The sequence below is a fragment of the Candidatus Kuenenia sp. genome (genome assembly GCF_027493735.1).
In the GTDB taxonomy this organism is placed as follows: Bacteria; Planctomycetota; Brocadiia; order Brocadiales; family Brocadiaceae; genus Kuenenia; species Kuenenia stuttgartiensis_A.
Genome location: NZ_JAOSKF010000006.1, coordinates 256,062 through 277,120 on the forward strand (window position 1 = coordinate 256,062; position 21,059 = coordinate 277,120).

General features: G+C 41.3%; 16 protein-coding genes and 2 pseudogenes. 2 read left to right on the top strand and 16 right to left on the bottom strand.

The window, feature by feature from the left end; all coding sequences use genetic code 11:
- A complete protein-coding gene (locus M5U24_RS05405; RefSeq protein WP_230405652.1) occupies window positions 1–1,419 on the bottom strand; it encodes a replication-associated recombination protein A in 1,419 nt (472 codons plus the stop codon).
- Between the two features lie 410 nt (window positions 1,420–1,829).
- Here M5U24_RS05405 and M5U24_RS05410 point away from each other — a divergent pair, with 410 nt between their 5' ends.
- Window positions 1,830–2,018: a hypothetical protein gene (locus M5U24_RS05410; protein WP_099326821.1), complete on the top strand. Its 189-nt coding sequence runs from the start codon at window positions 1,830–1,832 to the stop codon at window positions 2,016–2,018.
- Here the strand turns inward: M5U24_RS05410 and M5U24_RS05415 are convergent.
- The 5 genes from M5U24_RS05415 to M5U24_RS05435 all read right to left on the bottom strand — a co-directional run bounded on the left by M5U24_RS05415 (window position 2,015) and on the right by M5U24_RS05435 (window position 6,428).
- Window positions 2,015–3,037, bottom strand: a complete 1,023-nt coding sequence (locus M5U24_RS05415) for a cache domain-containing protein (protein ID WP_099326822.1) — start codon at window positions 3,035–3,037, stop codon at window positions 2,015–2,017. The genes M5U24_RS05410 and M5U24_RS05415 overlap by 4 nt on opposite strands.
- A gap of 208 nt (window positions 3,038–3,245) precedes the next feature.
- Window positions 3,246–3,893, bottom strand: a complete 648-nt coding sequence (fsa, locus tag M5U24_RS05420) for a fructose-6-phosphate aldolase (protein WP_099326823.1) — start codon at window positions 3,891–3,893, stop codon at window positions 3,246–3,248.
- A 62-nt stretch (window positions 3,894–3,955) separates the two neighbouring features.
- Complete coding sequence (gene holA / locus M5U24_RS05425; protein WP_164995003.1) at window positions 3,956–4,948, bottom strand: DNA polymerase III subunit delta; 993 nt, start codon at window positions 4,946–4,948, stop codon at window positions 3,956–3,958.
- Window positions 4,948–5,469, bottom strand: coding sequence for a bifunctional adenosylcobinamide kinase/adenosylcobinamide-phosphate guanylyltransferase (gene cobU / locus M5U24_RS05430; protein ID WP_099326825.1), 522 nt, complete (start codon window positions 5,467–5,469; stop codon window positions 4,948–4,950). The genes holA and cobU overlap by 1 nt, the downstream gene beginning before the upstream one ends.
- A gap of 134 nt (window positions 5,470–5,603) precedes the next feature.
- Complete coding sequence (locus tag M5U24_RS05435; protein ID WP_164995002.1) at window positions 5,604–6,428, bottom strand: adenosylcobinamide-GDP ribazoletransferase; 825 nt, start codon at window positions 6,426–6,428, stop codon at window positions 5,604–5,606.
- A 188-nt stretch (window positions 6,429–6,616) separates the two neighbouring features.
- Between M5U24_RS05435 and M5U24_RS05440 the strand changes: the two genes are divergently transcribed.
- The gene (locus tag M5U24_RS05440) at window positions 6,617–9,112 is read left to right on the top strand and encodes a glycogen/starch/alpha-glucan phosphorylase (protein WP_164995001.1); all 2,496 of its coding nucleotides are present in this window, start codon (window positions 6,617–6,619) and stop codon (window positions 9,110–9,112) included.
- A 78-nt stretch (window positions 9,113–9,190) separates the two neighbouring features.
- On the opposite strand, the gene cysC is transcribed toward M5U24_RS05440, so the two are convergent.
- From cysC to tkt, 10 genes and pseudogenes are all read right to left on the bottom strand, one after another.
- Window positions 9,191–9,748, bottom strand: a complete 558-nt coding sequence (gene cysC, locus M5U24_RS05445) for an adenylyl-sulfate kinase (protein ID WP_099326827.1) — start codon at window positions 9,746–9,748, stop codon at window positions 9,191–9,193.
- Between the two features lie 39 nt (window positions 9,749–9,787).
- Window positions 9,788–11,176: an alkaline phosphatase family protein gene (locus tag M5U24_RS05450; RefSeq protein ID WP_099326828.1), complete on the bottom strand. Its 1,389-nt coding sequence runs from the start codon at window positions 11,174–11,176 to the stop codon at window positions 9,788–9,790.
- Between the two features lie 752 nt (window positions 11,177–11,928).
- Window positions 11,929–12,608, bottom strand: a pseudogene (locus tag M5U24_RS05455) (transposase); the annotation flags it as partial.
- 415 nt (window positions 12,609–13,023) lie between these two features.
- Window positions 13,024–13,416: a hypothetical protein gene (locus tag M5U24_RS05460; protein ID WP_099326830.1), complete on the bottom strand. Its 393-nt coding sequence runs from the start codon at window positions 13,414–13,416 to the stop codon at window positions 13,024–13,026.
- A pseudogene (locus M5U24_RS05465) lies at window positions 13,413–13,637 on the bottom strand (6-phosphogluconolactonase); the annotation flags it as partial. The gene M5U24_RS05460 and the pseudogene M5U24_RS05465, both read right to left, overlap by 4 nt.
- Window positions 13,638–14,015: 378 nt before the next feature.
- Complete coding sequence (zwf, locus tag M5U24_RS05470; protein ID WP_099326833.1) at window positions 14,016–15,545, bottom strand: glucose-6-phosphate dehydrogenase; 1,530 nt, start codon at window positions 15,543–15,545, stop codon at window positions 14,016–14,018.
- A gap of 1 nt (window position 15,546) precedes the next feature.
- Window positions 15,547–16,965, bottom strand: a complete 1,419-nt coding sequence (gndA, locus tag M5U24_RS05475) for an NADP-dependent phosphogluconate dehydrogenase (protein ID WP_099326834.1) — start codon at window positions 16,963–16,965, stop codon at window positions 15,547–15,549.
- Window positions 16,966–17,016: 51 nt separating this feature from the next.
- Window positions 17,017–18,159 carry a transaldolase gene (gene tal / locus M5U24_RS05480; RefSeq protein WP_099326835.1) on the bottom strand — a complete coding sequence of 381 codons (1,143 nt, stop codon included), beginning with the start codon at window positions 18,157–18,159 and terminating at the stop codon, window positions 17,017–17,019.
- A gap of 226 nt (window positions 18,160–18,385) precedes the next feature.
- Entirely contained in the window at window positions 18,386–18,826 is a 441-nt protein-coding gene (locus M5U24_RS05485; protein WP_099326837.1) for a DNA starvation/stationary phase protection protein, read from the bottom strand.
- A gap of 48 nt (window positions 18,827–18,874) precedes the next feature.
- Window positions 18,875–20,881, bottom strand: a complete 2,007-nt coding sequence (tkt, locus tag M5U24_RS05490) for a transketolase (protein WP_099326838.1) — start codon at window positions 20,879–20,881, stop codon at window positions 18,875–18,877.
- Window positions 20,882–21,059: the final 178 nt, after the last annotated feature.

Sequence of the window (21,059 nt, forward strand, 5' to 3'; positions counted from 1 at the left end):
CTATTCATCCTCCAGACCTTTTCGCTTACTCTTATAAAAGGAAAGTCGTTTCCTGATTTCTGCATCAAATCCATTCTGCGTCGGATGGTAATATTCCTTACTATCCAATTCTTTTGGCAGATACGACTGTTCAACATATCCACCGAAACTGTGTGGATATTTATAATCCTTGCCGTATCCCATCCCCTTCATAAGAGTGGTAGGCGCATTTCTTACATGCATTGGTGCAGGCAATGCCCCTCTTTCTCTTACATCTTTTATCGCTGCTAAATATGCCATATACGACGCATTACTTTTCGGCGCACAGGCAAGATAGGTGACCCCCTGCGCGAGCGGTATCCATCCTTCAGGCATACCTACAAAATGAAACGCATCTTTTACCGATACGGCTAATTGAAGAGCGGCCGGGTCGGCATTGCCGATATCTTCCGCTGCAAATATGACCATTCTCCGCACAATAAAGAGAGGGTCTTCCCCCGCCTCCAGCATACGCGCCAACCAATAGAGTGCGGCGTCAGGGTCGCTTCCCCTCATTGACTTTATGAAAGCGGAAATCACGTTGTAATGCTCTTCTCCCCCCTTGTCATAGAGTAATGCCTTTCGCTGCATTGCCTCCATGGCAATTTCCATGGTGACAGGGCGAATGTCTTTTTCGTTTGGACGAACAAGCATAATGGCAGTTTCCAGGGTATTCAGCGCCGCTCTTGCCTCACCATGTGAGAACTCCGCTATAAAGTCAATGACGTCTTGCGGTATTTCTATCTTCTGACCGCCCAAACCACTTTCTCTATCCGACAAGGCATTCAACAAAATAGCAGTGATATGGCTCTTTCTGAGCGGTTCTAAAACAAGTACCTTACATCGTGACAAGAGAGGTGAATTGACCTCAAAGGAGGGATTTTCCGTTGTCGCACCTATTAAAGTAATAGTACCATCCTCCACATGATGTAAAAAAGAATCCTGCTGGGCTTTGTTAAACCGATGAATTTCATCCACGAAAAGAACCGTCCTTTTGCCATTGAATTTAAGCTGTTCCTTTGCTTCCTCAATAACCGCCCGTATTTCTTTTACACCGGAGAGTACCGCTGAAAATGTGATAAAATGAGCATTCATCGCGTTTGCAATAATCAAGGCAAGCGTTGTCTTCCCAACACCCGGAGGACCCCAAAAGATTAATGAAACAAGTTCTTTATTTTCGATAAAACTTCTCAGAATCTTGCCCTCCCCCACGAGATGTTCCTGTCCCACAAATTCACTGAGATTTCGCGGCCTCATCCTGTCTGCCAAGGGTGATTTTTTTGTATCATCACGGACTGTATCAAATAAACTTCTTTGCACTTTTTTTGTAATCAACGCCTCATTCCTCTTTTCTTTTAACGAAGCTTTTGGAAATAAATACTGTTTTTCAACAAGTTTCACACGTATAGTCAAAAACAGGGGCGAAGCATTTGCTATATATTAAACGGTTGCTGCTCGTTCCTTCCTCACTTGAAATCTAAGCCCACTAAATTCACATGTAGTGCGACGAACCTCGTCGCACTACAAATGACAATTTCCAGTTTCAAAAGATTAAAGTGTTACAATACTTTTCATAGTAGAGCAAAGTTTAAAGGCGAACATATCTCCACGTGTGTGTGGGAAAAATGTGCAGGTTTTGCATTTTTAATTATAAAAAAATAACACCAAAAAAAATAAAACGGTTATTTGTAATAGTCACATTGTTATGGTAATACGCAACTTAGTACAATATCCTTTAATAAATTCATATTTGGCATTATTATTGCTATTTAACTGGATAGGGGAGAAAAACAGAAAGTCAGGAGGTAATTATGATGATAACAGATGATGAAATGGAAAAACAAAATTTTCTTAGCTGGTACTGCTTTTACGCAAAACCGAAAGAAATCGAATGTGCAATGAAAACACACAGGGCTAAAATGGAAAGGTACATCGAGAAATATTATTCTGAAATCATAAGAGTGAGAATGCTAAACAGCCTCCGCGAAAAAATATTTTAACGGTAAGGCAGGGTCACCTTCTTTACAAGAAGAAAAACAACAATAACAATCCCCATTGCTAAAAATGCAAAAACAAACATGACAGAATCACGCAGTGTATAAAGTTTTCCATACCCCTCATTAACGTCTATCTCCGCGATTACTCCCCAATCGTAATCCGGCATCCAATGCCAAAAGCCAAGTACCCGTACTCCCCTGTAATCAGGATAACCATGCGCATCATAGCCTTCCCCGCCGTTAATACATTCAAGCGCTCCTTTTGTCGGCTTTTTTGTGTAAGGATCAACAATTTTTAACTCCAATGATGCCCTTTTTTTGATACGGTCAGCCTGAAGTAATTCATCAGTGAACCTTGAGGTAGTTAACATATATCCGTTTTTATTTATCAGGTATGCTTCTCCCGTTTTCCCGAAATGAACACTTTTCATCACCCTGTCAATTTCGGCAACATCCACACACACAGCCAGCACCCCTAAAATTGCATCCGGGGCGTTTTTTACCGGCAAGGACATGATCATTGCCGGTGTATCTGCCTCCTGGAATCCGGCAACATTGCCGGTGAGTTCCAGGGAGGATTGTATATTCGATACAAAAAATGCCCCGGCAATTGCCCTGCGATAGTAATCCTGTTCCAATATATTTTCACCGTACAGTGCCTTGTTGGATGCAAATAAAATTTTTCCGTTACGGTCAGCGTAAAAAATCTCTTTATAGCCAAAATCGCTGCAAATGGATTTAAAATATTCGTTAACTTCTATGGTAAGCGCATTCCCTGTTTTTTGCATTGCTTGAATCAAGAACGGATTATTTGCGATGTACCTGGCATTTGATAAGCGGCCTTCCATCCATGCTGCAATTAATTCAGCCTGTTTATTTACCGCAAGCCTCAAATTACGAATAATTTCATCCCTTAATGCATTGAAAGCAATGGGATAAACAACAAGACGCATGATAAATAACGGCAGGAACGAAAAGATGAGCAAAAATATAATGAGTTTGTTTTTTGTAAAGTTAAACAATGCGCGGCACTCCAGGAAATAGCAAACAGCGTTTTGAATTTTTATCTATTGTTTGCCTGTTAAAATCATCAATTGAGTCCCCCTGATAAAGTGTTACAAAGTTTTTCATTATGTCGTTAACTCACCCCTACCCCCTCTTCAAAAGGGGAATTTGAGAAATCCCTTCTCGGGAGGGGACTAAGGGAGTGGGTAAAACGGGCTTATACTATTATTTTTTCGGAACTTTTTCCCAATCGGCAAGAAACTTTTTTATACCGGCATCCGTTAACGGATGCTGCACCAGCAAATTAAAAACGTTAAAAGGGATGGTAGATATGTCTGCTCCCATTAATGCCGCATCACGAACATGATTCGGGTTCCGGATACTTGCCACAATTATTTCAGTCGCAAACCCATAATTATCATAAATTGCCCGTATATCCTCTATGACGTCCATTCCTGTATGCCCTATGTCGTCCAGTCTCCCCACAAAAGGGCTAATGTAGGTTGCCCCAGCCTTTGCCGCTAACAGCGCCTGATTGGCAGAGAAACAAAGTGTAACATTCGTATTTATTCCTTCTTCAGATAATATTTTCACTGCCTTAAGTCCGTCTTTTATCAGGGGTATTTTTACTACGATATTCTCGGCAATTTTCGATAACTCACGAGCTTCATCAACGAGGCCTTGTGTATCGAGGCTTACCGCTTCAGCGCTCACTGGCCCCTTTACTATGGAGCAAATTTCTTCAAGCGTTTCGCGGAATGGTCTGCCTGTTTTTGCAACGAGGGACGGATTCGTCGTTACACCGTCAAGAATTCCAAGGTCATGCGCTTCTCTTATCTCTTTTACATCTGCGGTATCAATAAAAAATTTCATAACAATTCCTTTCTAATGCAAATAGAATTAATGTGTCAAAAAAAATCCGCGGCCATAAAATATCATGCACACAATTTATGTACCAGGAGTTCAAGCAATAGTTGTTTATTGAATGCGCTTGTCTTGCTTTGTATGTCAGATTCAAGCAGGGAGGCATGTTTTTTCATAAGGTCATTTTCGGTAAAATCCCTTACCTGGTCAAAAAACTTTTTTTTAAAAAAAGGCGCTATTTGAAGCTCAGAAGAAATGCTATTTTCATCTTTTCCCTGCGCCAATAATTGCCTGGCTCTCCAAATCCTCCTGATTTGCCATGCCAGCAATGTGATAATTTTCACTGAATTCTCACCGTGTGTCAACATCTGATTGAGAATCTTAAGCGCCTGTGGAAAATTTTTCCGGGCAACTGCGTCGGTAAGCTCAAATATCGTTCTATTCCTGTCGGCGGTCACTAATGCATCGACGTCCGATTCGTCTATTGTAGCTTTATTATCTTTATAAATAGAAAGTTTCTCAAGATGCATGTCTAATATAGCCAGATTGTTTCCGACGTCCCCGGCTAACCGCTGTGCGGCTTTAGGGTTCATCGTCTTTTTGTAATGTTTTGCGCGGGACATAAGCCAGGTGGGCAATTGATATTCCTTTATCCTTTGACAATCTGCGACAATGCCGGTTTTCTCCGCTAATTTTGACAACCTTATTCTTTTATCCCATCCGGCACATATTAAAATCAAATGCGCATGCGTTGATGGCTTTTGCAAATAACTCTCTAATGAATCTTTGTTTTTTTCCACAAAATTGTCTGCGTTAATTACAATAACCAGCTTTTTATTTTTCTGGAAAAAGGAACGTCCTCTTAATTCATTAAAAATGACCGGTGCCGGCGTATCATTTCCGCCGACCTCAATCACCACCGGGTCGGTATCGTTATCGGCAATTAAAGCGGCTTTTATTGTCGTTACCGCTTCTTTAATAAAGAATTCTTCATTCCCGAAAACAACAAAGACCGGGCAATCTTTCTTCTTCGCTATTGATGTTTTGAGTTCCTGAATATCCATTACTTGATCTTTTGTGCAATTCCTGAAATTACGAAATATACCTCTGTTGCGTGCTGCGCCAGTATTTGGTTTGCAGAACCGGCTATATCGCAAAAATGCCGCGCCAGTGCATTTTCCGGCATTATGCCAAGTCCGACTTCGTTTGAGACGATTATAATGTCTGAAGTTATTTCTTCACAAACGCGGCACAGTGTATGTATTTTATCAATTATCTGTGACGAATCCTGATTTGCCGGCATTACAAGAAGATTGGTAATATATAAGGTAATGCAGTCTATAAAAACCAGGTCTGCCTTTTTACTCTGGTCGAAAACGACTTTTTCCAAATTATACGGCGATTCAATTGTTTGCCAGCACAACGGCCTCCGTTCCCGATGTATCCGTATGCGTTCACGCATCTCATCATCCTTGATTTCGGCGGTAGCCACATACACAACTGTTTTGTAACGTTTCGCCATGGTTTCCGCAAATGAAGATTTTCCGCTGCGGGCACCGCCAAGCACAAGGATAGTCTTAGCCATAGAACTCTGTAAAAACCTCTTTTTTTAATTTCTTATTCTTAAACAACTTTTCATTCCCTAAAAATACAGAGAGAAAATGCTTCACTATGGAATTTTATAAAAATCCATATTTTTACAAGAAATGGGGTTAACCGTTAAAAAACAACGAACAGTGCTAAGAGGAAAATAATTTCTGCCGCCTCATTGATTGCGCCCAATGTGTCACCTGTCATACCGCCAATCTTTCTTTTGATATACCAGATTATAAATAATGTAAAAACAACAATTATTGCGCATTCCGCCAGACCCTTTAAACGGCATAAATACAGTATAAGAACAAAGGGAACAACGGATGCAACAGCCACATGTTTTTGCGTGGTTCCGTTCACGATGAAACTTCCTGTTCCCGGCACATCTCTTGCATAATTTGATACTCCGGCGGCAAACACCTGCGCCCATCGCCCTACTGCAGGCATTAAACACAGCACAATAATTTTTGTCACTACTGCGGAAGAAGCGTCTCTACTGTATGGCTCGCCAAATGATGGTAATATCCCGGCTGAAATGTCTTTTGTATTCAAGAAAACATGGCATTCTCCTGTATGCAGAAGGCAGGCATATCTCAGTCCGAGAATACAAATCAAACCAATAACGCCATAACTCCCAATATGGCTGTCTTTCATTATTTCCAGCCGTTTTTCCTTGTTCCATCCGCCATAAATACCATCACATGTATCAGCAAATCCGTCGAGATGCAACGCTCCGGTTATTACAATATACGTTATTAATATGAAGGCATTTGTTATACACGGAGGAAAAACATTTTGCAAAAGCAGAGAAACAACTGATAAAATAGCGCCAATGACAATTCCTACAATGGGGAACCAGCACACGGCATAACTGCTCTTGGGCAATTCCCCGGATCCGCTATTAATTGGAATGATGGTGAGAAACTTTAGCGCCCATAAAAAATTATTCATGAATTGCCATTACAATGTGGGGATGGCCACAATTTTACGTATTACACTAAATAGTTTGTCATGACCAAACATTACCAAAATTAATTGTCCGTGCGCAAGAGTAAAGTGTTCTTATTCATCAGCCTTTCAAACGGTCAACTATTTTCCGGTTTTTCATTAAACGGTATTTAACCAGGAGTAACACCATAATGGTCCAGAATAATACACTAAAAAAACTTATCGATACTATATCTGCCACTGATATCAAATCGATTCAGAAATCCTTTGCCAATCATCTCACATGTTCTTTGTCCAAAGACACCTATTCGGCGACAAAACTGGACATTTATAAAAGCATTGCCTATACCGTTCGTGACCGTCTCGTGGAACGCTGGATTGCCACACAACGATCCTATTTTGACAATGACGTAAAGCGTGTGTATTACCTTTCTCTTGAATTTCTTATGGGCAGGGCGCTTGGAAACAATCTGATCAATCTTGACTTTCTCGATGAATGCCACAAGGCGCTGCATGAATTAGGGTATGAGTTAGAAGAAATTTGTGAAAAAGAATGGGATGCAGGACTTGGCAACGGTGGGCTTGGGAGGCTTGCGGCTTGTTTCCTTGATTCTATGGCTACTCTTGAACTGCCGACGTATGGCTATGGCATGCGCTATGAGTATGGGATTTTCTTCCAGAGTATCCTCAATGGTTATCAGGTTGAACTGCCTGACAACTGGCTGCGCTACGGCAACCCATGGGAATTCGAACGACCAGAGCACTTATATCCGGTAATGTTTTATGGGCATGTGAGGGAATATACTGACGAAAAAGGGATATCAAGAAGTGAATGGATAGACACCCAGACAATTATGGCAATGGCATATGACACCCCGATTCCCGGATACCGCACCAATACTGTCAACAACCTACGCCTCTGGTCTGCGAGGGCAAGCCGTGAATTTGATTTGGATTCATTTAATGAGGGAAATTATTTTAAGGCTGTGGAGGAAAAACAAAGAAGCGAGACAATTTCAAAAATCCTTTACCCTGTCGACAAAATCCATACGGGGAAGAAGCTACGGCTGAAACAACAATACTTTTTTGTGTCGGCAACCCTTCAGGATATTATTTGCCGATACAAAAAAACACATACCTCCTTCGATCTTTTTCCCGATAAAGTAGCTATCCAACTGAACGATACCCACCCTGCCATTGCAATCCCGGAACTAATGCGTATCCTTATTGACATAGAAGGTATTTCGTGGGAAAAAGCATGGGATATAACCGTCAGTACTTTTGCATACACAAACCATACCATCCTTCCAGAAGCATTGGAAAAGTGGAGTGTCCCCCTGATAGGCGAATTATTGCCGAGACATCTTCAGATTATCTATGAGATAAACTCCCGGTTTCTTGAAAGTGTAAAAACCAAATATCCTGACGATGCCGATCGGTTACGCCGTATGTCATTAATTGAAGAGGGCAATGAAAAACAGGTAAGAATGTCCCATTTGGCAATTGTAGGAAGCCATTCAACAAATGGCGTAGCCGCTTTACATACACAAATTTTAAAAACAACCGTTTTCAGGGATTTTTTCGAACTTTACCCTGATCGTTTTAACAACAAGACAAATGGCATTACCCAGCGACGATGGCTGAAAAAATGTAATCCTGCGCTTTCTCAACTGATATCGGATACTATAGGAGAAGGCTGGCTCAAAAATCTTGCGGATTTAAAAAAATTGATGCCGTTTACCGGAAATAAAGCATTTTGTGAAACATGGCAGCATATTAAAAAAGAGAACAAAATACGGCTTGCTGAATACATAAAGCAGACTACCAGTATTGTGGTGAATACAGATTCATTGTTCTGCTGCCATATAAAACGCATCCATGAGTACAAGAGACAATTGATGAATATTATGCATGTTATTTTTCTCTATAATTCACTGAAAAACAATTCCATTGAAAACTTTGTGCCGCGTACCATACTATTCGGAGGAAAGTCGGCTCCCGGTTATTTTATCGCAAAGCTCATTATTAAACTGATAAACTCTGTCGCTGAAGTCGTTAACAACGACCCCGATATTGGCGATAAGCTTAAAGTCGTCTTTTTGCCGAATTATCAGGTCTCTCTGGCAGAACGCATCATTCCCGCAGCAGACCTTTCCGAACAAATTTCCACCTCTGGTATGGAAGCTTCAGGTACTGGAAATATGAAATTTGCCCTTAACGGCTCCTTAACGATCGGAACGCTTGACGGTGCTAATATTGAAATTATGAACGAGGTAGGATCTGATAATATCTTTATTTTCGGACTTACCGAGAAAGAGGTCGATCATATCAAACGTGTGGGTTACAATCCGTATGAATATTATCGTAACAATACCGCTCTTAAAACGGCAATTGACATGATTGCGAATGGATATTTTTCATCTTCCGATATTTCACTCTTTATGCCAATTACCAATTCACTTCTAAAAAGCGATCAGTATATGGTGCTTGCAGATTTTGCCAGTTATGTCAACTGTCAGGGGTTGGTAAGCAAGTTATATCGTGACCAGGATGAATGGACAAAGAAATCAATCATTAATGTCGCCCGTATTGGAAAATTTTCCAGTGATAGAACCATTCATGAGTATGCCGAGGATATTTGGAATGTAAAATCTGTTCCTATTCGGTTAAATGGCAAGCAAACGTAGCTGATGGCTGATTAGGTAAAAAGCGGGGAAGTCTTTAAATTTTTTATCAGGATAATTCCACCCTTACAATGAATCTTATTATTCACCTTTCGGAAATTCTATTTGTTTGACTATATACTGTAATTCCAACAGTTTTTTCAATATTTTACCGGTTGATTCTTCAGCGGTTTCTTTGTCTGTTTCCACGACAAGATCGGGATTTAATGGTTCTTCATAGGGATCAGATTCTCCCATGAAATGCAGTATATTGCCATTTAAGGCTCTTTGATAGATACCTTCCACGTCTCTTGCTACACATAATTCAAGGGGACATTTGACATAAACTTCAATGAAATTGCCTGTTTCCCTGCGAGCCTTTTCCCTTGATGTCCGATGGGGGGATGCTAATGAAGAGATCACCGCGATTCCATTCCGTGACAATAATTTGCAGATAAAAATAGCGCAGTGGATATTGATTTTCCGGTCGTGCCTGGCATGTTTAAGGTTAGAGCACAGGTTTGCTCTGATTAATTCACTTGTAAGTACTTCAACATTTATTTGATAATTTTCACTTAACCTATTTTTCAGCAAATGAGCTATTGTTGCCTTGCCAGCCCCAGGCAAACCGGTAAGCCATACGGTAAAGCCTTTATTCACCCGAATACTCCTCTGAATAATCCGATGCTGTGGCATTGATTATGCGATAACCCGTCCTTCCATATTTTCAGGTATTTTAACGTCCAAATATTGTAAAATCGTCGGAGAAACATCATAGAGGGTAGTGCCATTTTTTCTGATGCCACCCAAATGCCCATTTTTTTTCAAAATAAAAATACCCTGTTGAGAGTGGTTCGCATCATCCGGGCCGGTATCATTCTCATCTGCCCAAATGGAACCGCTACCAACACTGCCAATTGACCGCCAATCAAGGTTGCCATAATAGACAATTAAATCAGGCGGAACACCTGCACATTCAGAGTAAATCTCCTCAGGTTTAAATACTCTTGTATTTATATTGTTTCCGTTTTCGTCCCGCAAATCTTCAAGTTTTCGTATTAATTCATTTCTGAAATTTTCATAATTATGTTTGGGGATTACACCATGTGGTTCGCGGCCTTGTACGTTCAGAAATACCCTGCCGTAATAGCCCCCCTCTCCCCACACCGAGGTATTCTTCCAGTCAACCATAAGTTTATTGAAGGGAGTTGTTGTTTTCGGATACTCAACCAGTTTCATATAACCGTTTTGTATAAGCCATTCATTAATACAAATACCGCCAACCATCTTTTTTGAGCCATGGTCGGATACTATAAGCACCATTGTATTTTCATCTAAAAGCGCAAGTGTTTCCCCGATTTCCTTATCCAGGTATTTATAATAATTTAAAATAGCATCTTTATACTCAGAACCCGACGGATGTTTCGGATGTGTTTCATCAAAATATTTCCAAAATGCGTGATGTATCCTATCAGGCCCCATTTCAACCATCATAAAAAAATCCCATTCCCTGGAATGGATATATTTTTTTGTCAGCTTAAATCTCTTTTCGGTCATATCATATATTTTTTTCAATATATACTCTTTCTTTTCACTCCTGAATTCATCAACATCAAGTATATATCCGTTTGTTATACCCTCCACCTCAGCCTTTAATCCGGCAGGGTATGTGTACTGACTCTTTGTGTCCGGAGTCATAAAACAAGTAACCATACAGCCGTTTACGGGTTTTGGAGGATAGGTCATGGGAATGCCTATCAAAACAACTTTCTTCCCTATCCGGGATAAAATATCCCAGACAGTATCAATTTTAATTGTTTTTGAACTTGCGAAACATAATCCGTCATAATTGTAGTTTGAACGATTTCGGAAACCGTACAAACCAAGCCTTCCGGGGTTGGCGCTTGTCATCATTGACGGCCACGCCGGACATGTAATAGCGGGAATGGTGCTTTCCAATCCCCCATAGAGCCCCTCAGAGACCAATCTTTTAATATTGGGCAATTGATTCAGCCACCGGTCAAAAAGCAATTCCGGTGGTATTGAGTCCAAACCTAAAACAAACACCTTTTTTTTATTAATAACCATGGCATTATTGCATTGTTAATCTTCTAACCGTTTAAAAAATTAATCACTTCTTAACAAAAAATATATTGGTCATTAGTCAGTTGCAGACTGCTGACTGTAGAAGGGACAATAAACACTTGTTCACAAGATCCAGCTTGGGAGCGAAAGTATTAATGTTCAAAACCCGGGTGGTTTTCATTGGGATTTTGTATTTTGGAATTTGTTCCGTGCTTCGTGCTTCGTAAGATTTTTTATCTCGTGCTTGTTTTGTTCTGGCTATGCAGGCTTAGCGCCCTCAAGGCATTATAGCAAGTAAACATAAGCTTCCTGATACGCCTTTGTGTGTATAAAAAGCCCGCGATATGAATGATATTTTTGAGTTTTTTGCCATTTTTTATAAGTGACTAAAAGTGTGTCTTTTATGACTGTAATAATTTACCACAAAACAAGTTGCATCGCAAATTAATTTCCTGTTGATTCCTGTAGATTCCTGTCCATTCCGATGGAGTTGACTACGTTTTGACTACGTTTTGACTACAGTGGGGAAAACGAAAAGGGATAACATCCTAAACGGTGTTATCCCTTGTTATTTCTTGGGAACTATACAAAAACTATACAGTAATTTAACACAAAATATTGAATCTTTGAGATATAAAACATGAAAACTCAAAGATGTATTGCCGAAAAATAAAGGGCTAAAGTCGTATTGCATTGATATTAAAAGAGATACTATTTCTGCCTGTCTAAGTTGGGTTATCTGCACATACCAGATACTTATACTCCCAAAAACGCTGAAAATCTTCACGCATTAAATATGACTTTACGGAACTCAGGTTGATCTTAACTATCCGGCTCAACCGTACCGTTTGCTTTTCCGTCAAGTTCTCGGGACTTTTCAACAGTAACCAACAGCTCTTTTCCAGAACATTATCAGCGCCTTCCTCCTTGAGCTTTTTGACCTCTTCCTTCCGTATCTGGTCTATGGCATCGTTGAATTTCTTCATGATGTGAAAACAGTCAAGAATATTAAGCGCCTGGGGTGCTTTCTTCGCTATCATCTTCAGGTACGGCGCCCACATGTCGCTGCAAACTAATTTGATTCTCAGACAGCGTTCTTTACCCAACTCATTGAGAAATTTCAGCAGGGTCTTGGCCTTCCGCTCATGACCACTCCATAAAAGCCTTTTGGCATATGAATCAAGCTGATATACAAGGGTTAAATACTTGCGACCACTCCAGACTTGTATCTCGTCAATTTCTATTTCTGTTACATTCTCCAAGTCCCTGCTGGCAAGAGGCCGTAGGCAACCACAAACTGCACGGCTCGATATACGCTGTCCCAACTGGACTTGAATATCTCGGCTGTCTCTTTTCAGCTCAGGCGTTTCGCCCATCGGGACAGGAATACCTTATAGGTGGTGGTCATCTGATCCTTACCCTCTGACCAGGGAACTAGTATGACGTTTCATTAAAATATACAAATAAAATAGCATCATTACTATGAGGGCATCTAAAATTCAATCCCTTGTAAATACAAGATTTAAGACTGTTCAGTCTTTGTTCATAATGGAAAACAATATGTCGATGTTTTACCGAAACGCTATACTAGTTCTACATGGATGCCGTCAACAGGACAGGTAGTGCGTCGGGATGAGAATATCGGAAAAATACTCGAAACCCCCCATATTGACGGATACTCGTATAACCGGGACGGCTGTGTATCATACCCAGGTACTCTCTTCCCGCACACTAAACATTCAGGCTTGGCATTTACCCTCGGCTTTATGTCTACTACTAATGCCTCTCCTTCCTTTACTACCCCAAAACTAATTGCTTTATTAACAAACGAAATTGTTAATTGGTAATAGCTAAAAAAAAGGACATTCGCTAAACGCCGGTGTCATTTTTTTGTTTCTGTAATTATCAATTATGGACGACCCCACCTTCCTTAATCTCCTTATCGGCGCACCTATCATCATACCCGCCAGTTGCCCCTGCACCGTCTTCATACTATTTGCTATGCTGTGCCGGAACTGATCGTCGCTGCGTATGGCTTCCACAGAGACGCCGTTCAATGCCCTGTTGCATTTCTCTACCGCCGCGGCAAGCGCGGCATCGTCGTTGATATTCATCGTACCGAAGTTATCAATAAACTCCCTGATATTCCCTATCAGCGTATCCCTGAATATCTTCTTTTCTCCGGAGAGGCGCTCAACCGTCCGGTTCACCATCTCGGCGAGCGTTGTCCGGAGTGTAGTCATAGCGGTATTCCTTTTACAAGAAAAACAATATTATGTGCTTTATCAATTATATGTGCTTTATTAATTAAAGGTGGCGTTATAGTAATGCGATACATCCGTTGTTCCGCTACATACACCTCGCTTACCAGCCGTGTGTTTTCAAAAACAACATCACTTCCGGGAAACAATGACGCCGTATGGCCATTTTCGCCAAGGCCAAGAAAAATGAGATCAAAGCGAGGAGTCTCTTTTCCTTTGTAATGACGTCTTCATATTTTTTTGCAGCCTCGTCCGGCTCTAAATCAACAGGAATTGGGTTAATATTTATTGATGGGATATAATGTGCTCCAGCAATAAAGCTTTTGCCATATTGACATTGTTTAGTTTATTATTAAAGGGTACAAAACGCTCATCACCCCAAAAAACAAAGGTTTTGTTCCAGAGGATTTGATCCCGGTAAGGTGGTTTTGCTAAAAGAGAATACAGACATTCAGGGGGTAGTGCCTCCCGATAAGGACAAAACAAACTTTCCACGACTTTCGATGGCCTGTTTCGAAATTTTAATCATTAAATCAGCGGCTGCCTGTGCCAATGCCGCTGAAGTCTGAAAAACGCTTATATTATTTTGTTGATGCAATTTCATTTTTTTCAAAAGGTATTGTGATCCAATTGTGGCCGTCTACCGCTATCAATGCGTCTGCATCCTGTGGCCCGTGTGACCCGGCATCATAGGTTGGGAAATTAGGAGAAGTGTTTGCTTTCCATGCATCTAACACTGGCATTAGTATTGTCCATGCCGCTTCTACCTGGTCTGCACGCATAAAAAGTGTTGCATCTCCCCGGAAGACATCAATTAGCAATGTTTCATAGGCTTCTGGTGTTCCGCCCGTGTAGGTGTCGTGGTAATTAAACAACATGTGAACAGGGTTAAGAAGCATTTTAAGTCCGGGTTGTTTTGCCTGAAAGCTTAACTGTATTCCCATATGAGGCTGGATATTAAGGATAAGTTTGTTGGATTGCCAATTTTCAATAGCTTCAACCGGGAAGGAATGATGTGGTACCGGTTTAAATTGAATAGTGATCACGGAAATCGTTTCATTCAACCGTTTCCCGGTACGAACATAAAAAGGCACTCCTTGCCAGCGCCAGTTATCGACATAAAGTTTCACTGCCGCAAAAGTTTCTACATTGGATGATGGGGAAACATCAGGCTCCTGCCGATAACTCTTAACCTTTTTGCCTTTTACCCATCCACTACCGTATTGACCTCTTATTGCATTTTTATGTACTTCTTCCGGTTTCATTTTTCTCACTGCGTTCAGTACATCTACTTTTTTATTACGGATCTCGTTGGCATCAAAAGAAATGGGTGCTTCCATGGCAATAAGGCACATCAGCTGGAGCAGGTGATTTTGAATCATATCGCGAAGTGCACCTGCAGTCTCATAATAATTCCCGCGGTGTTCGACGCCCAATTCTTCTGACACAGTTATCTGTATGTGATCTATATAATTCCGATTCCAGATCGGCTCAAATAATGCATTGGCAAAACGGAATGCCAAAATATTTTGTACGGTTTCTTTACCCAGGTAGTGATCAATACGATAAATCTGTGATTCATCAAAATGGGTATGCAACAAGGTATTAAGGTTGATAGCACTTTCCAGGTTGTGCCCGAAAGGCTTTTCTATGACAATGCGGCTTTTCTCCTTATTTTCTGCAAGCTCCGACGATCCTATTTTCATAGAAATTCCTTCGAATTGATTTGGCGGAACAGCAAGATAAAAGACACTGTTGGCTGTGGCATTCCACTTTTTTTCAAGAGCTTTTATCTGTTTGCCGATGGCAGCATAGGTAGATGTAGCATCAAACTCTCCTTGCAGGTAGGTCAGATATTTAGTAAAAACATCCCAGTGATCTTTTTTTGCTTTTCCCTGTCGTGAAAATTTATCTACGCCTTCATGCAAATGTTTTCCAAATTCGGGGTCGGTGTATTTACGACGACTTACCCCAATTACCGCGAATTCTCCAGGAATCCAGCCGTCTAACCAGAGGTTGTAAATGGCGGGAATCAGTTTACGCCAGGTTAAATCTCCTGTAGCACCAAGTATTATAATAATTGTGTGACCTATTTTTGTTTCGGTTTCCATGTTATTTCTTTTGGTTCCAATGCGTATGAAAAATTCCTTCTCTGTCGTTTCGCTCGTAAGTATGAGCGCCAAAATCATCGCGCTGCGCCTGTATTAAATTTGCGGGAAGCCACCCACTCCTGTAGCTGTCGAAATAGGCCAAAGCCCCCATCATTGCAGGAACCGGGATCCCGAACCCGACGCCTGTCTGAATAACTTTCCGAATACCTTCTTGCGATTGCATTAATTTTTTTGAAAATGCAACGCTCAGTATAAGATTAGAAAGATCCGGCTGTTTTGAAAACGCAGAACGGATGTCTTCCAATAATGCCGCACGGATGATACAACCACCCCTCCAGATGGCAGCAATATCTTCTAATTTCAAATCGTATTTATATTTTTTGGATGCTACCTGTAACAGCGCCATTCCCTGTACATAAACCGTGATGATTGAAAAATAGAGCGCCTGCTCCACCCATTTCACCAGATCATTTTTATCTCCGGTGAATTTCACTTCAGAACCTCCCATGTTTTGATGTGCAACTTCTCGTTCATTTTTATAAGCTGACAAATCCCGCATGGAAACGGCAATATCAATCACCGGAATAGGTACCTGTAAATTCATGGCATCTTCAGAAGTCCAGGCGCCTGTGCCTTTTTGTTTCGCACTGTCGAGGATTCTGTCAATAATCCGGCTGTCGGTAAGCTCATCTTTTTGCATAAAAATATCTGCGGTAATTTCTATAAGATAAGACTGCAATTCCCCCTCATTCCATTTTGAAAAAACAGTGTGTAGCTCATCATTGCTCATAGCCGCACATTCCTTCAACAGGTGATAAGCTTCGGCAATGAGTTGCATCAGCCCATATTCAATGCCGTTGTGTACCATTTTTACATAGTGTCCTGCGGAGCCAGGCCCCAACCATGTTACGCAAGGCTCATTATTCGCTTTGGCAGAAACAGCTTTCAGCATCTCAGCCACACGCTCATATACTTTCTTAGGTCCGCCCGGCATAATGCTTGGCCCGTGGCGGGCACCCAGTTCTCCTCCTGAAATGCCAACACCCATAAAATGAATGGCTGATTCTTCCAATTGCTCACTCCTTCTGTTGGTATCCGTAAAGTGAGAATTACCGAAGTCCATCAGTAAATCATTTTTTGACAAAAAAGGTTTTAATTCACTAATAACGTCATCCACAATTTTTCCGGCAGGCACAAGCATTATGATTACTTTAGGGGTCTTTAGCGTATTTAGAAATTCATTCAAGTCTGATGTGGCAGATATCTTTTCAGTGCCAGCTTCTTTCTTGAGCGTTTCCACCTGGGAACGATTCTTATCAAAACCAATAACGGTGTATCCATTATCGCTCATGTTATAAACCAGATTGCACCCCATGGTACCGAGACCAATCATTCCGTAGTCGAATTTTGTCTCTTTCATAATTTCAAGCAATTGACTTGTATTTTTTTGCCTTCCTCAGCATTTGGTTGATCAAGATGTTTTGCCTCCAAGCATTTTCAATCTTTTATCTGCCAGGTTGCTAATCAATTTATTATAAGCCTCCGTAAATTTCTGGATGCCTTCGTCTTCTAATTGTTGTGTTACAAACGAGATATCAATACCCAGCTTTTTTAGTTCACCAAACAAAGCCCTGGCTTGATCGAGGTCATCCTCAATGGCATCTTTTTTTAGGATTCCATGTTTGGCAAAAGTTTCAATCGTTTTATCGGGCAAAGTATTTATTGTGTTTTCACCAATCAGCGGGTCAACGTAGCGAAGATCATTGTAGAGCGGGTCTTTGTTGCTGGTGCTTGCCCACAATGGCCGCTGTACATGAGCGCCTTTTTCTTCCAGTTTTTTCCAGTTCTCACCGCTGAATATTTCTTTAAACCGCTGATAGCATAATCGTGCTGTGGCAATTCCTGCCTTGCCCGATAAAGGATGGGTTCGGTTGGGGTTTTTATTTTCTTCGTTTTTGATAATGTACTGGCCGAGCAGTTGGTCGGTGAGTACATCAATTCTGCTGATAAAAACACTTGCTACGGAAATAATATGATCTATCGGCTTGCCTTCTGCAACTCTTCGTGTAATGGCATTGATGTACGCTTTTGCAACTTCAACATAGCTTTCAATAGAAAAAAGAAGTGTTATGTTGATGTTGACACCTTCGTAAAGCATCTGCTCGATAGCCGGAACGCCTTCCTTTGTTCCCGGGATTTTGATAAGGCAGTTTTTCTTACCAACTGCATTATACAATCTGCGGGATTCTTTTATGGTGCCTTCCGTATCACGTGCCAGATAAGGCGGTACTTCAAGGCTTACAAAACCATCGGTGCCATCTGATTTTTCATACACCGGAAACAGGATGTCACAGGCATCCTGAACATCTTTTATGGTAAGTTCGTCATAAATTTGCGCCGGGGCTTTGCCTTCTTTTACCAATTTGGCAATCTGATCGTCATAATCTGAACCGCTTGTAATCGACTTGTTGAAAATGCTTGGGTTTGAGGTTACTCCCCTCAGCCCCTGATCATCTACTCTTTTTTTCAATTCGCCGGAAGTGATTTTCTCCCGCGTTAAATTATCAAGCCAATAGCTCTGGCCGTATTGCAATAATTCGATTAGTGTTTTCATCTTTGATAATATCCTTGTTTAGTAACTATTTAGCTGCTTTACACAAGCTCTGGTTTTTAATGGCCACTTTCTGAGGCCGCCTCTAACTCCACCGTCTGCCGACGGAGAGAATGCCAGCGCACCTGCTATTGGTGTGGCTGGTGCGGCTGGGCTCTCTTCTTCCGCCAACCGGCGGAGAATGCTTGTCCCAACTATGGGAAGCTGGAGATACATGGTCGATCCGTCACTAACTTAAATGAGGTCGGAGCATCCAGGCTGTTTTTAAATGGTATTCCATCAAGCCGGTAATGTAATCGCTGATGCCTTCTGCCTTTAGCTTATCTGCAATTGGATTTATATTTTCTCTTAAAAAAATGATGATGCTTTCGTGGTCTTCCAATAATTCTGCAAAAAGGCTTCTGCTGTCGTTCTTGTCGATAGCTTTTCCAGAAAGATGGGTGAGTTCGAGATATTTACTGAGTTGTGCGGGTACGTAATGCCCAATGGCACGTATCCTTTCGGCTATGGTATCTACAATTTCCTGTTGCTGATTGTAGAGCTTCTCCAGATACACATGCACTGCATGAAAATTGGAATAAAGTACGAATTCATCGGCCAGTATTTTTGATAACTGGTCGGCAATTGCTTGTCTGTTTGTATCGGTAATTCCGATGTTTGCTTTTTTCATGGTTTATATGTTTTAAGTTAACAATCTTTTAAAGTGTTTTTTAGGTTATTATTCAATCAAAGCTTTCGCTCTTTTTACTACATTTTCCACAGTAAAGCCATATTCTTTCATCACCTCTTCACCAGGAGCAGATTCTCCAAATCTGTCGATGCCGATGATGTCGCCCTGGTCAGTTACATATTTAAGCCAGCCCAAAGGTGATCCGGCTTCTACTGCCAGTCGTTTCCGCAATGAGGCGGGAAATATCTTTTCTTTATAAGTTTTATCCTGTTTTTCGAATAGTTCCCACGATGGCATGCTTACCACACGTGCGGCGATGTTTTCTTCTTTTAATCTTTGCTGAGCTGCCAGCAGCAACTGCACTTCCGAACCCGTACCAATTAAAATAATGTCGGGCTGTGTTTTTGATTCCGAAAGAATGTAAGCCCCCTTTTCCAATTCAATCGCCTTTGTATATTTTTCCTGGTCGATTACCGGAATTTTCTGGCGAGTTAAAATTAATGCAACTGGTCCACCGGAATGTTCAATTGCTATCCGCCAGGCTTGCACGGTTTCATTGGCGTCTGCCGGGCGAATTACTGTTAGGTTGGGAACTGATCGCAAACCGATGAGTTGTTCTACGGGCTGGTGGGTGGTGCCATCTTCTCCTAACGCTATGCTGTCGTGTGTAAAAACATATATGGGCCGTATTTTCATAATCGCTGCCAGCCGGATGGGTGGCCGCATGTAATCGGAGAATACCAGGAATGTAGCCCCGTAAGGAATGAGGTATTTACTAAGCACTAATCCATTTAAGATAGCGCCCATGGCGTGTTCCCTGATGCCAAAGTGAAAATTGCGACCATCATAATTTGTCGCTAAAAATGATTTGTATTTCTCCAGGTTGGTGTCGGTAGAAGGAGCAAGGTCCGCCGAGCCGCCTATTAAATTCGGCAAATAATCGGCTATTGCATTTAACACTTTGCCAGAGGCTTTGCGTGTCGCCATTTCTTCTTCAGTTTTAAAAACAGGCACCCTCTCTTCCCATCCTTCCGGTAATTTACCGCTGCTCAACAACTCATATTCATTGGATAGTTCGATATATTTTTCTTTGTACCTTTTATAAAGATCGTTCCAGTTCTTTTCTTTATCTATTCCTTTCTTACCTGCTTCACGATAATAATTTAATACATCGTCGGGCACAACAAAATGTTTATCAGGGTCAAAGCCAAAATTCTCCTTCACGAGCTTCACTTCTGCTTCGCCTAAGGCAGAGCCATGTGCAGCGGCCGTATCTTGTTTGTTGGGGCTGCCATAACCAATGTGTGTGCGCACCTTTATCAGTGAAGGACGGTCTGTTTCCTTTTGCGCATTTTTTATTGCTGTTGATAAAGCACCTAAATCATTACCATCCGGAAGCTCCTGAACATGCCAGCCATACGCTTCAAAGCGTTTTGCCACGTCTTCATCAAATGCAAGATCGGTATTGCCTTCAATAGTTATATGGTTATCGTCGTACAAATAAATCATGTTGCCTAACTGAAGATGTCCGGCTATAGAAGCAGCTTCAGAACTAATACCTTCCATAATATCGCCATCGCTGCAAATAGCATAAACCTTATAATTAAAAATATCAAAACCAGGTTTATTGTAGCGGGCTGCCATATATCTTTGTGCAATGGCAAACCCTACGCCGTTGGCAAATCCCTGCCCTAGCGGGCCGGTCGTTACTTCAATACCGGGTAACAATCCGTATTCAGGATGCCCCGCTGTTTTACTGTGTAATTGCCGGAATTTTTTGATATCGTCGAGCGTGATGGGATAACCCGTTAAGTACAAAAAACTATACTGCAACATGCAGGCATGGCCGCAGGATAAAATAAAGCGGTCTCTGTTTGCCCATGCTGGATTCTGGGGATTATAGTTCATGATTTGCGCCCACAGAACATGGCCAACGGATGCAAGCCCCATGGGTGTTCCGGGATGACCTGAATTTGCTTTTTGTACGGCATCTGCAGCGAGTATCCGAACCGTATTGATACCCTGCTGTTCAAGTGTTCCTGTTTTAGGGTTCATGTTGTTCAATTGTTTAAGTTTTAAGTTGATAATTTAAACGCATTATAAAGATTTTCGTTGAATGGATTTCGTTTCGTCATTTAAATAAAAAACGCCACCGATACTTTCATGTAAACCCGTCGTTGTAGCTATCTGTTCATGATAACTTCGCCTCTATTCAATAATATCTTTTAACATT